The organism is Halomonas sp. Bachu 37 (genome assembly GCF_039691755.1).
Lineage (GTDB): Bacteria > Pseudomonadota > Gammaproteobacteria > Pseudomonadales > Halomonadaceae > Vreelandella > Vreelandella kashgarensis.
In genome coordinates this window covers 3,416,390-3,429,007 of sequence record NZ_CP137552.1, presented here as the reverse complement: position 1 = coordinate 3,429,007, position 12,618 = coordinate 3,416,390, and the positions used below count along the sequence as shown (strand labels likewise).

Below are 12,618 nucleotides of genomic sequence, written 5' to 3'. Positions count from 1 at the left end.
AGGAAAATCGGCCGCGTGATGCTCGTCTGCCTATAGGGGATAGCCATGGCATTGAATGATGAAAGCTTGCAGGAATTGAAAACCGAGCTGCTCGACGAGCTGGAAAAGGATGCACCGAGTAAGTCGCTGCTGGCCGAGCGTCTGTCGGAAGTGCGATCAGCCGATATCGGTGAAGTGATCGAGGAGCTTGTCGAGGAGGACGAGGAGCTGTCCGCTGCCCTCACGATCCTCGACATTCTTTCAGATGAGCGCGCCGCCAATGTGCTGGGCTACTTGCCCGGCGAGAGCCAGTTGGAAGTGGTGGGGGAGCTGAGCGATTCTCAGGTGCTCACGCTGCTGGAGGAGATGGGCTCGGATGAGCGGGCGGATCTGTTCAACCTGCTGGGGGAAGACCGTCGCGAAGTGCTGCTGCGGCGCATGGCCCATCAGGAGCGGGAAGACCTGAAACGGCTTGCCAGCTACGAAGAGGGAACGGCGGGCGCCATCATGACCTCTGACTATGTGGCCATAGCCAGTGGCATGACGGTGTCGCAAGCGATGATGCGCGTGCGCCAGACTGCGCCGGATGCGGAAACGGTCTATCAGCTGTACGTCTTGAACAGCGGTGGGGAACTGATCGGGACGATGTCGCTGCGCCAGTTGATGGTGGCCCGCCCTGGTGCGGTGGTCGATGACATCATGATCAAGGACGTCATCAGTACCCCTGTGGACGAAGAGCAGGAGGAGGTCGCCCGCATCGTGGCGCGCTACGACTTGCTCGCGCTGCCGGTGATCGATGCCGAGGCCCGTATGGTAGGTATCGTGACCCACGATGACGCCATGGACGTAGCCGAATCCGAGGCCACCGAAGATATCCACAAGGGGATGTCCATCGGCCAGCTGGAAGATGGCGTCAGTCGTGTGCCGCTCTGGAGCCTGTATCGCAAGCGGGTGTTCTGGCTGGTGTTGCTGGTATTCGCCAATCTGTTTTCCGGAGCGGGAATCGCCTATTTCGAGGACACCATCGCCGCTCAGGTGGCGCTTGTCTTCTTCCTGCCGCTGCTGATCGGCAGTGGCGGTAATGCCGGCGCCCAGGCCGCAACACTGATGGTACGCGGTATGGCGACCGGCGATGTGGGAGTGAAGGACTGGAGCAAAATGCTGGGTCGCGAGCTGCTGGTGGCTGGTTCGCTGGGGATAACCATGGCGATTGCCGTTACCCCGATCGGTATTTTCCGCGGTGGCGAAGCGGTGGCGATTATCGTTGCGCTCAGCATGGTCACCATCGTGCTGTTCGGCAGCATGATCGGGATGTGCCTGCCGTTCGTCCTGGAGCGCTTCAAGATCGATCCGGCGACGGCTTCCGCGCCGCTGGTGACCACCTTGATCGACGCCTCGGGCGTGCTGATCTATTTCAGCATCGCCACGGTGATTCTAGCGCAGACATCGCTGTAGCAGGCGGCGAAGGGCAACCGGGAGCCATCAGCGTAAACCGGAGCCGCTAGCGTAAACCGGTAGCCATCAGCGTAAACCGATAGACATCAACGCATCGAACTGCTGGCCGCCCGGGTAATGAACATCACCTCGACGTGGCCTAGCCACTCGATGTCGCTGGCCAGCGCTTTCAGCTGGCTGGCGAGACACTGGGGCGGCTGCTGGACGGCATTGTCGATGATCAACGATACCGAGACCTTGTCATCCAGATAGTGCAGTTGCAGCTCGTTGAGCGTGCGCCATACCGGGTGCTTGTACCAGCGCTCGTTGAGTGCCGCTTCTACCTCGGGACGCAGCGGCAGCCCCGGCAGGCGGCTGGGATCGCCCTCACCGGCATCGTCCTCGGGGTCGATATGGAAAATTACATCGGTCAGCGCGGGAAATTCGTGGCGCAGGCGACGGCTCACTTCATTACCGATTTCATGGGCCTCGGAAACGGTGATCTTGGGCGCCACCACCACATGCAAATCGACCATCACCCAGCCGGCGGATTGGCGAGTGCGCAATTCATGCACGCTATCAACGCCGGGAGCACTGCACGCCACGTCGTGCATCTGCTGCTGGATATCCTCCGGAAGCGCTGTGTCGACCAGTTCCCGGGCCGATTCCCACAATAGGTCCCAGCCTACCTTGCCGACCAGCAGGCCGACGATGATAGCGGCCACAGCATCGACCCAGCCGGCACCGAACTGGGAGGCGATCATCGCCGCCAATACCACCGCCGTGGAGAGGGCGTCGCTGCGCGAATGCCAGGCATTGGCCTCGAGCAGTTTCGACTTCACGCGCTTGGCGACGCGCATGGTGTAGCGAAAGATCCACTCCTTGGCCAATAACGCGGCGAAGGCGACCAGAATCGCCCAGGCTCCGGGGGGCTCCACCGCTGTGCCGTTGAACAGGCGCACCAAGCTCGACCAGGCGATACCGCCAGCGACGAAAATCAATACACTGCCGAGCAGCAACGTGGTCAGGGTTTCGATGCGACCATGGCCATAATGGTGATCGTCATCGGGCTCCTGATGTCCATAGTGGATCGCGGCGAGTACGAAGCCGTCGGTCACCAGGTCGGAGAAGGAGTGAATGCCGTCGGCTACCAGCGCCGCCGAGCCGACCATGAACCCAACAACGACCTTCACGATGCTCAGCAAGCCGTCCAGCCAGGCACCGACATAGGTGACGCGCTTGGCGTCACGACTTTGCAGCTGTCGGTCGTGAACCTCTGGCGATTCAACGGTCTGAGTCATAAGATACCTTGCAGGGCGTACACGTTCGGTAGGCTCCATTGTAGCGCACTGCTCCCCCTCCTCTAATAGCTTGCTGTGAATAGCTTGCTGTGGCGCGAGCGGATTTTGATCTCGTGTACCGCACAAGGGCGGACAATAAATTGGTGGATGTGTATCCTTTGACTCGCTTGGCGCTATTAATTCTAGTGAAGACCTCAACTCGCTTACGCACAGGATGACTATGGATTGGTTACAGGTGGTGGTGTTGTCCCTCGTGCAGGGGTTGACGGAATTTCTTCCTATTTCCAGTTCGGCCCACCTTATTCTGGTGCCGGTACTGACTCATTGGGAAGACCAGGGACTCGCCTTCGATGTAGCCTTGCACTTGGGCAGCCTGTCGGCGGTCGTCATCTATTTTCGTCAGGAGTTGTGGCGCATCCTCCTAAGCAGCCTGATGGCAATCAAGGGCCGTGGGGTAGATCAGGACGCCCGGCTGGGTTTCTGGGTGTGCCTGGCCACGCTGCCGGTGAGTATCGCCGGTTTTCTGTTGCACGATCTGGTGTCCGCCGGCATGCGTTCCACTGTCATCATCGCCACCAGCCTGATCGGGTTCGGCGTGCTGCTGGGCTATGCCGACATGCGCCGGGGCGGTACGCAGAGCGAGTACCAACTGGGGCTGAAGGAGGTCCTGTGGATTGGCGGAGCCCAGGTACTAGCGTTGATTCCGGGCACCTCGCGGTCGGGTATCACCATGACCGCGGCACTGCTGGTCGGCATGAGCCGCGAAGGAGCGGCGCGTTTCTCCTTTCTACTCTCCATCCCGGTAATCGTGCTGGCGGGAGGATGGGAGGCCTTGAGCCTTTGGCAGCAGCCGCAAGCCATCGACTGGCCCGCGCTGGCACTAGGCACGTTGCTCTCCGCCATCAGCGCTTATCTGTGTATTCACTATTTTCTGGTAGTGATCAAGAAAATCGGCATGCAACCGTTCGTCATCTACCGCGTACTGTTCGGCGCATGGTTACTGTGGTTTTTTCATGGCTGAGGGGAGTTGATGGCAATCCAGTTTGGCAGACCGCTTACGCACCATGTCTACGCCCGTGCTATCGGATGGGGGCTAGCCGTCCTTGCCCTGGCGATACTCGTTGGATGCTCGGAGTCCGATCGTCCCCTGGAGACGCCGGTACGCCTGGAAGGTGAAATTTTCGGCACGTTCTACCAGGTCACCATCGCCGATCCCTTGACCCAGGGACAGGCTCAGACGTTGGAAGAGGGCTTTCTGCAAGAGCTGGAAGATGTCGACCAGGCCATGTCCACCTATCGCGATGACGCCGAGCTGGTACTGTTCAATCAGGCTCCCTTAAACGAGTGGCAGCCATTGTCCGACGAATTGATCGAGGTAATGGCCATCGCCCGCTCGGTGGCCGAAGCCAGCAACGGTGCCTTCGATGTCACCATCGGCGATGTCGTCAATCTGTGGAGTTTCGGCCCGGAAGCGCGCCCGCAGGAGGTTCCCGACGAGAGCCAGCTGCAGGAGCGCCTCTCTCTGATCGGCTTCGACGCTCTGGAGCTGGATACCCAGGCGTTGCAGGCCCGCCGTACTCGAGATGTGTTCGTCGATCTTTCCGGCGTGGCCAAGGGCCACGCCACCGACCGGGTGGCGGAGTACCTGGAGCGCCAGGATATCGAGCACTATCTTGTCAACCTGGGGGGCGAATTGCGGGTCAAGGGGTATCGCGAGCAGGATAGTCAGGAGCCTTGGCGAATCGGTATCGAAGTTCCGGAAAACGGACCACAGCGAGCGCAGCACGTCCTGCCTGTACACGACATTTCCGTGGCCACTTCAGGCGACTACCGCAATTATTTCGAAGAAGACGGGCGGCGCTACTCCCACACCCTCGACCCGCGCAGCGGCAGGCCTATCGAACATCATGTGGCATCAGTCAGCGTGGCGCATCCCTCCAACGCCTGGGCCGATGCCTGGGCCACGGCGCTTAGTGTACTGGGGGGCGAGGCCGGCATGGCGCTGGCTATAGAGCAGGAACTCAAGGTGTTGATGCTGGTGCGCCGGGATGACCAATGGGTCAGCCTCGCCAGCCCGGCGTTTGTGGAATTCTTCGGCGCGGAAACAATGGAGCAACTGGGAATACAACGCTATGACACAGACCAGCACGATGCATGACGAGATAGCCGCAGAACGCCAAGCGCTGGATGTGGTGATACTGGCAGCCGGCAAAGGTACCCGCATGCGTTCCCAGCGCCCCAAGGTGCTGCACACTCTGGCCGGAAAGCCCATGGTGCGCCATGTCATGGACGTGGCCGAGCGGCTACGTCCCGAACGCCTGCACGTGGTGGTGGGCCATGGCGCCGAGCAACTGCGCGAGGCACTGCGCGACACCTCCGCCCGCTTCGCCCTGCAGGCCGAACAGAAAGGCACCGGACACGCCGTGGCCCAGACGCTTGAACAGTTGGGCAACGGCAAGGTGTTGATCCTTTATGGCGATGTGCCGTTGATTCGCCGCGATACCCTGACGGCTTTGCTGGCCCAGGTCGATGACCAGCATCTGGGCTTATTGACCGTGACGCTCGCCGACCCCACCGGTTACGGACGGATTCTGCGCAATGCGGCGGGAGAGGCGATCGCCATCGTCGAGCAGAAGGATGCCTCACCGGATGAACTCGACGTCCGCGAATGCAATACCGGCATCATGGCCATGACGGCGACGCAGCTGAAACGCTGGTTGCCGCGACTCTCCGCCGACAATGCCCAGGGCGAGTACTATCTCACCGACGTGATCGCCATGGCCGCCGAAGAAGGTATTCAGGTAGCAACCGCCCAACCGGCCACGGCGCTGGAGGTAGAAGGGGTCAATAACCGGGCCCAGATGGCGCGCCTGGAGCGGGCCTATCAGGAGCGGCTGGCGCAGCGGTTGCTGGAGCAGGGCGTGGCCCTGGCCGACCCCGCCCGGCTGGATGTCCGCGGGCAGTTGAATTGTGGCCATGACGTGGAAATCGACGTGGGTTGTGTCTTCGAAGGCGAGGTGGAACTCGGCGAGGGCGTTCGCATCGGCCCCTACTGCGTGATTCGCAACAGCACCCTGGGTGCCGGTAGCGTGGTGGAATCACACAGCGTGATTGACGGCGCTGTAGCGGCAGGGCGCAATCAGATCGGGCCGTTCGCCCGGTTGCGCCCCGGCACACGCCTGGCGATCAAGGCGAAGGTGGGTAATTTCGTCGAGACCAAGAATGCCGAAGTCGGGGAAGATTCCAAGATCAACCACCTAAGCTACGTAGGCGATGCCCGGCTGGGGCGCGGTGTCAACATAGGCGCGGGGACGATTACCTGCAACTATGATGGTATCAACAAGCATCGTACGGATATCGCCGATGACGCCTTCATCGGTTCCAACAGCGCCCTGGTGGCACCCGTCAGCATCGGCCGTGGCGCCACGGTGGGCGCGGGTTCCACCATTGCCAAGGATGTGGCGGACAATACCCTGGCGGTGACACGCGGCCGCCAAGTGAACAAACCCGACTGGCCGCGTCCCGGCAAGAGCGATAAATAACCTTTTCCGGTGCCTGGGCACCATCCAGCGACCAATTTTGGAGCCAACCCATGTGTGGAATTGTCGGCGCTGTCGCTCAGCGCAATGTGCAGGGCATCCTGCTGGAAGGTCTGAAGCGACTCGAGTATCGCGGCTACGATTCCGCCGGCATGACCGTGCTTCACCAGGGATCGCTCACCCGGCATCGCGCCGTCGGCAAGGTGGCGGCATTGGAAGCATGCCTTGCCGAACAGGCCCTGCCCGGCATGTGCGGCATCGCCCACACGCGCTGGGCCACCCATGGGCGCCCCACTGAGGCCAATGCTCACCCGCATCATTCGAGCGCGCAGATCGCCGTGGTACACAACGGCATCATCGAGAATTACGAGACGCTCAAGCGCGAGTTGCAGGAAAAGGGCTATCGGTTCGGTTCCGAAACCGATACCGAGGTCATGGCGCATTTGCTCGATCAGTTGCAGCAAGAGGGCCTTCCTCTGTTGGCTGCCGTGCAGCAGTGCCTGGCCAGGCTGCATGGCGCTTACGCCCTGGGCGTGATGAGCGCGCGGGAACCGGGCGTGGTGGTGGGCGCACGCCAAGGCAGTCCGCTGGTGGTGGGGGTGGGCATCGACGAAGCCTTTATCGCCTCCGACCCGCTGGCGCTTTTGCAAGTCACCGACCGCTTCATCTACCTGGAAGAGGGCGATGTGGTCGAATTGCGTGACAGTGGCCGGATTACCTTGTTCGATGCCCAGGGGCGCGAGGTCGAACGCCCCGTGCATGTCTTCGAACATGGCGATGGCGCGGCGAGCAAGGGCGAGTACCGCCACTATATGCTTAAGGAGATCTACGAGCAGCCGACAGTGATCGCCGCCGCCCTGGAAGGGCGCCTGGGCGAAGAGGGTGTTCTGGTCGAAAGCTTTGGCCCCGAGGCAGCGGCGCTCTTGCAGCAGGCTCGGCAGATACACATCGTCGCCTGCGGCACCAGTTACCATGCGGGGCTGGTGGCACGTTACTGGCTGGAGCGCTATGCCGGCATTCCGGTACAGGTCGAAGTGGCATCCGAGTATCGCTACCGCGACGTGGTGGTGCCCGAAGAGACCCTGCTCGTCACCCTGTCACAATCGGGGGAAACCGCCGATACCCTGGCGGCGCTGCGTTTTGCCCAGAACAAGGGTTACCTGAGTAGCCTGGCGATCTGCAATGTGCCGGGTAGCTCGTTGGTGCGCGAGTCGGATCTGTGTCTGATGACCCGAGCCGGGCCGGAAATCGGCGTGGCCTCGACCAAGGCCTTCACCACCCAACTGGTCGCCTTGATGCTGCTTACCCTGGCAACGGCTCGCGCCAAGTCACGCAGCGTTGATCCCGCGATTCTCTCAGCGCTACGCAAGCTACCCGACTTGTGCCGGCAGGTGCTCGGCCTCGACCGGGAAATCGAGGCGCTCTCCCAGGCGTTTGCCGAAAAACAGCACGCACTGTTTCTCGGCCGTGGCGCTCATTTCCCCATAGCCCTGGAAGGCGCACTCAAGCTCAAGGAGATTTCCTATATCCATGCCGAAGCCTACCCCGCCGGTGAGCTCAAGCATGGCCCGCTGGCACTGGTCGACAGTGAAATGCCGGTAATCTCCATCGCCCCCAATGACGACCTGCTGGGAAAGCTCAAGTCCAACCTGCAGGAAGTTCGCGCCCGTGGTGGGCAACTGTTCGTCTTTGCCGATGAAGGCGTCGGTATAGACGAACAGGAAGACACCCGTGTATTGCACCTGCCCCACATTCACGAAGCCCTGGCACCGCTGCTTTATACCTTGCCGCTGCAGCTGTTGTCCTATCATGTCGCCGTGCTCAAGGGCACTGACGTCGACCAGCCGCGTAACCTGGCGAAAAGTGTGACGGTGGAATAGGCGTCGTGGAGCAGTGACTTCTGGTTGAGCTGATCGGGTGAGAGCTGGGACAAGGTCGGGCGGCATGGCCATCCGGCGATTGGGCTGAGCGCGTTTACCCGTAAGTTCATGTGCTGACCTCTGAATGACGCTAGGCGTGAAGTTTTCCACCTTGGTTAGTGGCATGGGAAGCCTCCCCCGACGTGTTGACGGTGAAGAGGTATGGGCTACCTTAAAAATGTATTATTGATGCACCTTAAAATACGGGTACCATCTACCCATGATTCAAGGCAACGTAGGAGACCTCCATGCCGACTTCTCATCGAATACTTTTCTCGCTTGGCAAGGCAGCAGGCGCTGTGATGCTGGCCATTTCACTGGCACTGGGCAGCTCCGCCACGGCTGATAACCACGAAGCCGAAGCAAATGATGCCTGGCTGCCAAGTCTGATCACCGAGTCGCCCCAGGAAGGCTTTGCTCTGGCCATCACTCTGTCCCAGAAAGGGGTGGCTAACACTCAGCCAGATGCCGAGATACGCAAGCAACAGCGTCCTGAGTATGCGCAGGATCCCGATAGCTTGATCGCGATCTCCCATGTGATCGCCACACATTTTCAGACCGTTGCCGCAGCCAACGACTATTGGCGAGAGTGATGTGGGTCGATTCTCATTGCCCGCTTGGAAATCCATTAACGACAGGACGATCAGGAGATCGATCTCGGTTATCCGGTCAGCCGACTGGGTATCTGTTGAATCGCCCGGTTCTCCCTGCGCAAGGTGGTTGAATTTCAGCAATCCATAGAATCCCTGGGCTCTGGTGATTTTTCCCTTGTTGCAGTGGGTCAGCTACCAAGCGAATTCGAGCCCACTGCCATGCAATGACTGAAAATTCAGAGATAAGGCGATCGCCTGAAGAGCATAGAAATCAGGCCACTCAGGAGCTCCCGCACAAGGCAAAAGGTTAGTAATCGCTGGCTCAGATTGCTGACTAACCCCGGCTCTTCCGAGTGGAGTTGTTTACTATGTACCTGACACTTACTGATCTCGTACTGCTGACGAGCATCATTCAGTCGCTGAGTCTGGCCTTTTTCCTGCTGCTTCCCTTCAACATCCGGCTCGTCAGTAATCGGCTTCTGGTCGCCACATTGGTCTTCTTCGCCGCTGGACTTGGCGAAATTTTCCTGTATGGCAGCGGGTTGGCGCTCGAGCATCCTAATTTCGCCTACCTCGGGACTCTCATTGGACTCCTGCAAGCGGGGACCCTCTATTTGTATGCGCAATCGCTCATGTATCAAGGCTTCCGGTTGCGCAAGGAACACTTCGTACATACTCTGCTGTTTTGGGTTGTCGGCGCCATTTTCTTGGTTGAGTACTATTTACAGCCGACCGATACTAAAATGCAGATCCTGCTTGAGCGGGACCATCCAGGCGTGCTGACCTCACCCCTACTCGCGGTGACGATACATGCTGTCTTTCTCGGTTATTTATACGCCACGATTCGAACGATCAATCGCTTCGGCCTGGGCCTTCTACAGATTTTTTCGAGCATCGAGAACAAGCAGCTCGCGTGGTTACGGATGCTCCTGATCGGCTACGCAGTGGCCTGGACAGTGAGCATGTTCTACTGCCTCACCGCGCATGTGTCCAGAAGTGCGCCTGGAACCGAGTGGGTGGCAGGTGTTGGCGCCGTGACCGGCTTCGTCTTCATCAACTTTTTGATGGTGAACTCCCTTCGTCAACCGGTCATCTTCTCCGGGCTTGCAGCCGACCAAGCTGCGTTGTTGGAGGAGGAGACGGCGCCGCGATTCGATCAGACGCTGAAGACGAGGCTGGAGAGGCAGATGCATGAGGAAAAGCCGTACCTGTACTCCAATCTGACTCTGGAGCAGCTTGCTCGGAAAGTCGAAGCGCATCCGAGAGAGGTTTCTCGGGTGATCAACCAGGGCTTCGGGTGCAATTTCTTCGAATTCATCAGCGGTCATCGCCTCGAGGAGGCAAAGGCACGTCTAGCCGACCCGGCCAACAATTCGAATATCTTGCAAATCATGTACGACTCGGGCTTCAACTCGAAGTCCGTGTTCAATACCGCCTTCAAGAAAGATGTGGGGCTTACGCCCAGTGAATATCGCCACCGAGCCCGCCACGACCACATCGGTACCGGGCCTCAGTCCTGAATGATGCTCCACGAGGTTCGCGTTTTGTCCTGTTGGAAATTAGAACCTTTAAGTAACTGTTATTTATAGCATTTCATATTGGGTACGATAGTGGTTCGACTTCAGCCTCGCGAACGCTTCTTGGGGCACTCTCCCGTAAGCTGATTTCCCAGCGGTACCGAATCCGGTGCTCGTGCGAATCAACGCAACATGAGGAGATCGTCCATGAAAACGAAACTACGTAAAGTTGCCTTTACTGCGGGTGCGGCAGTCATCTTCAGTCTAGTGTTCGCCGGTAACGCCCAGGCGCATTGTGATGCCTTGGATGGCCCTGTAATTACGGATGCCCGCGCAGCGCTCGAGGCAGGCGATGTTAAGCCCCTACTCAAGTGGGTACCCGCTGAGGACGAGGCAGAAATCAAGCGCGTGTTCGCCGACGTGCGCAGAATCCGCGGGCAGAGCGAGACCGCACAAGAAATCGCGGACCAGCATCTGTTCACGACCCTCGTGAGGGTTCATCGAGCCTATGAAGGCGCGCCGTTCACCGGCATCAAGCCTTCCGGACAGATCGATCCTGGACTTGTTGCTGCGGATGCAGCTCTCGAGAACGGAGAGATCGATCGCCTGATCGCAAATATCACCCGCAAGGTCGAGGATGGCATTCGCGAGCGTTATGAGGAGGCGCGCGTCGCCTGGGCCAGCGCCGATCAGAGCGTAGAGGAGGGCCGCGACTTTGTCGCTGACTACGTCAACTACATCCACTACGTCGAAGGCGTACACGGTGCCGCTGTAGCTGGCGGACATGGGCACTGAGCTTTCCTTGAGCACGAACGCAAAGCGGGCTGCAGAGCCCGCTTTCTTCATCCTAAACCAGACATACCACGATTTAGCACCACATAAACATAGATGACAATCTAACGTAAGTGTCCGGTTTCATTCGGCCAATCCATCCTGACCTCCATTAGCTGCAAGGGAAACTGTTGGCAAACGGGTTCATGGAAAGTTTCTTCGACTCTAAGCAGAGTAACTGGCTTGGGATAGCGGTACTGACCATCTTTGTGATTCTGGTGTTCTATCCAGTGCTGAAGCTTTAGCCGGTTTGCCAATTCTGGCTTGAACGGTGGCTGCGATGTTGATGACGGCAACGGCACGTACGCAGCGCGTAAGGTTCAGCAGTATGCAATAGACGTTTTATAGTCTAGCGCGGCTGGGCCAGTACCTGAGTCCAGTATGACGAGTATTCCGAGTCCGGATCGTCGGCCTTGGCCATGCCCATCTCGGTGAAGGTATCCTTCATGATATTACGACAGTGCCCCGGGCTCTCCAGCCAGCCATCCACCACGGCGGCGATCGACATCTGCCCGGCGGCGATATTCTCGCCAACCGCCCGCCATACGTAGTCCCTCTCGCTGACTCGCTGCTGGATGCCCACGCCATCGGGGCCGGTATGACTAAAATAGTCGTTCTCGGCCATATCGCGGGAGTGCGCCTCGGCAGCGGCTTCGAGGGTGCAATCCCACGACAGCTCATTCACCGCCGCAAAGCGCTGGTTGCCGCATTGACGAGCCTGACTGCGCGCCTCGTTGACTCGCGACAGCATTTCGCGCTTGCGATCGGTGAGTTCACAACCGTTTCTGCTTGCCGAGTCGTCCGGCTCGCTTTCCGTGGCCCATGCGCCAGCGGACATCAAGAGTGCCAACACGCCAGCCAGCAACCAGGCGATGGGACGAATCTTCATGTGCTTAGCCACCGAACTTTTCATTCTCGCCCATGTTCGGGGTGGCGTCTTTCTTGATGTTGGCCTTGGCGATCTCGTAGAGCTGGAACGTCTTGCTCTCCTTGGCTTTCCAGTGCTCACCCATCTGCACCTTGATTTCCATCAACGCCACGTCCGGGTCGTCCTTGCCTTCGGGGAACCAGGCCGCGATGAAGGGATTCCAGTATTTCTCGATCAGCTCGCGGTCATCGGTCAGGTTGGCCTTGCCCGAGAGCGATACGTATACCCCTTCTTCCTGATCGGAGAAGCTGAGACAGACATCGCGGTCGGTGGCGGTTTCGAAGACCTTCTCGGCGCTGCGGCGGGTGTAGAACCACAGTGTGCCGTCGTATTCATCTTGAACCAGGTGCATCGGACGGGCACGCGGCACCTCGTCATCCAGCGTCACCAGCATGCCGACTTTAATATCCTTGATCATCTTCCAGATCTTCTGCTTGTGCTCGGGACTGGACATGGTTTCAACCTCCTGTTGAATACGGCGATTAGTAGAAATGACGATGCCTATGCGTCGAGCATGACTAGAACCAGCCTAGCTACCATCGCCCACCTCGGCAAACACTCTCGCAGTAATAAGAAA

At 59.1% G+C, this 12,618-nt stretch carries 11 protein-coding genes; 8 read left to right on the top strand and 3 right to left on the bottom strand.

From position 1 onward, the window contains the following. Positions 1-45 precede the first annotated feature (45 nt). The gene (mgtE, locus tag R5M92_RS15830; protein ID WP_346796930.1) at positions 46-1,434 is read left to right on the top strand and encodes a magnesium transporter; all 1,389 of its coding nucleotides are present in this window, start codon (positions 46-48) and stop codon (positions 1,432-1,434) included. A gap of 86 nt (positions 1,435-1,520) precedes the next feature. Here mgtE and R5M92_RS15825 read toward each other — a convergent pair whose 3' ends face one another. Further along, entirely contained in the window at positions 1,521-2,714 is a 1,194-nt protein-coding gene (locus R5M92_RS15825; RefSeq protein ID WP_346796929.1) for a cation diffusion facilitator family transporter, read from the bottom strand. A 220-nt stretch (positions 2,715-2,934) separates the two neighbouring features. Here R5M92_RS15825 and R5M92_RS15820 point away from each other — a divergent pair, with 220 nt between their 5' ends. The 7 genes from R5M92_RS15820 to R5M92_RS15790 all read left to right on the top strand — a co-directional run bounded on the left by R5M92_RS15820 (position 2,935) and on the right by R5M92_RS15790 (position 11,077). Beyond that, a complete protein-coding gene (locus R5M92_RS15820) occupies positions 2,935-3,735 on the top strand; it encodes an undecaprenyl-diphosphate phosphatase (protein WP_346796928.1) in 801 nt (266 codons plus the stop codon). A 9-nt stretch (positions 3,736-3,744) separates the two neighbouring features. Continuing rightward, the gene (locus R5M92_RS15815) at positions 3,745-4,872 is read left to right on the top strand and encodes an FAD:protein FMN transferase (protein ID WP_346796927.1); all 1,128 of its coding nucleotides are present in this window, start codon (positions 3,745-3,747) and stop codon (positions 4,870-4,872) included. After that, positions 4,847-6,256 carry a bifunctional UDP-N-acetylglucosamine diphosphorylase/glucosamine-1-phosphate N-acetyltransferase GlmU gene (gene glmU / locus R5M92_RS15810; protein WP_346796926.1) on the top strand — a complete coding sequence of 470 codons (1,410 nt, stop codon included), beginning with the start codon at positions 4,847-4,849 and terminating at the stop codon, positions 6,254-6,256. The genes R5M92_RS15815 and glmU overlap by 26 nt, the downstream gene beginning before the upstream one ends. 50 nt (positions 6,257-6,306) lie before the next feature. Continuing rightward, on the top strand, positions 6,307-8,133 hold the full coding sequence (gene glmS, locus R5M92_RS15805) for a glutamine--fructose-6-phosphate transaminase (isomerizing) (protein WP_346796925.1): 1,827 nt from the start codon (positions 6,307-6,309) through the stop codon (positions 8,131-8,133). A 287-nt stretch (positions 8,134-8,420) separates the two neighbouring features. After that, positions 8,421-8,765, top strand: coding sequence for a hexameric tyrosine-coordinated heme protein (locus R5M92_RS15800; protein ID WP_346796924.1), 345 nt, complete (start codon positions 8,421-8,423; stop codon positions 8,763-8,765). 368 nt (positions 8,766-9,133) lie between these two features. Further along, the gene (locus R5M92_RS15795; RefSeq protein ID WP_346796923.1) at positions 9,134-10,285 is read left to right on the top strand and encodes an AraC family transcriptional regulator; all 1,152 of its coding nucleotides are present in this window, start codon (positions 9,134-9,136) and stop codon (positions 10,283-10,285) included. A 204-nt stretch (positions 10,286-10,489) separates the two neighbouring features. Beyond that, positions 10,490-11,077, top strand: coding sequence for a DUF6448 family protein (locus R5M92_RS15790; protein WP_346796922.1), 588 nt, complete (start codon positions 10,490-10,492; stop codon positions 11,075-11,077). Between the two features lie 385 nt (positions 11,078-11,462). Here R5M92_RS15790 and R5M92_RS15785 read toward each other — a convergent pair whose 3' ends face one another. Next, positions 11,463-12,002: a CAP domain-containing protein gene (locus R5M92_RS15785; RefSeq protein ID WP_346796921.1), complete on the bottom strand. Its 540-nt coding sequence runs from the start codon at positions 12,000-12,002 to the stop codon at positions 11,463-11,465. 4 nt (positions 12,003-12,006) lie between these two features. Continuing rightward, positions 12,007-12,495 carry a pyridoxamine 5'-phosphate oxidase family protein gene (locus R5M92_RS15780; RefSeq protein ID WP_346796919.1) on the bottom strand — a complete coding sequence of 163 codons (489 nt, stop codon included), beginning with the start codon at positions 12,493-12,495 and terminating at the stop codon, positions 12,007-12,009. Positions 12,496-12,618 lie beyond the last annotated feature (123 nt).

Excerpts from the sequence above, each read along its gene's own strand:
- mgtE (WP_346796930.1), top strand. The coding sequence starts at position 46 with ATGGCATTGAATGATGAAAGCTTGCAGGAATTGAAAACCGAGCTGCTC.
- R5M92_RS15825 (WP_346796929.1), bottom strand. The coding sequence starts at position 2,714 with ATGACTCAGACCGTTGAATCGCCAGAGGTTCACGACCGACAGCTGCAA.
- R5M92_RS15820 (WP_346796928.1), top strand. The coding sequence starts at position 2,935 with ATGGATTGGTTACAGGTGGTGGTGTTGTCCCTCGTGCAGGGGTTGACG.
- R5M92_RS15815 (WP_346796927.1), top strand. The coding sequence starts at position 3,745 with ATGGCAATCCAGTTTGGCAGACCGCTTACGCACCATGTCTACGCCCGT.
- glmU (WP_346796926.1), top strand. The coding sequence starts at position 4,847 with ATGACACAGACCAGCACGATGCATGACGAGATAGCCGCAGAACGCCAA.
- glmS (WP_346796925.1), top strand. The coding sequence starts at position 6,307 with ATGTGTGGAATTGTCGGCGCTGTCGCTCAGCGCAATGTGCAGGGCATC.
- R5M92_RS15800 (WP_346796924.1), top strand. The coding sequence starts at position 8,421 with ATGCCGACTTCTCATCGAATACTTTTCTCGCTTGGCAAGGCAGCAGGC.
- R5M92_RS15795 (WP_346796923.1), top strand. The coding sequence starts at position 9,134 with ATGTACCTGACACTTACTGATCTCGTACTGCTGACGAGCATCATTCAG.
- R5M92_RS15790 (WP_346796922.1), top strand. The coding sequence starts at position 10,490 with ATGAAAACGAAACTACGTAAAGTTGCCTTTACTGCGGGTGCGGCAGTC.
- R5M92_RS15785 (WP_346796921.1), bottom strand. The coding sequence starts at position 12,002 with ATGAAGATTCGTCCCATCGCCTGGTTGCTGGCTGGCGTGTTGGCACTC.
- R5M92_RS15780 (WP_346796919.1), bottom strand. The coding sequence starts at position 12,495 with ATGTCCAGTCCCGAGCACAAGCAGAAGATCTGGAAGATGATCAAGGAT.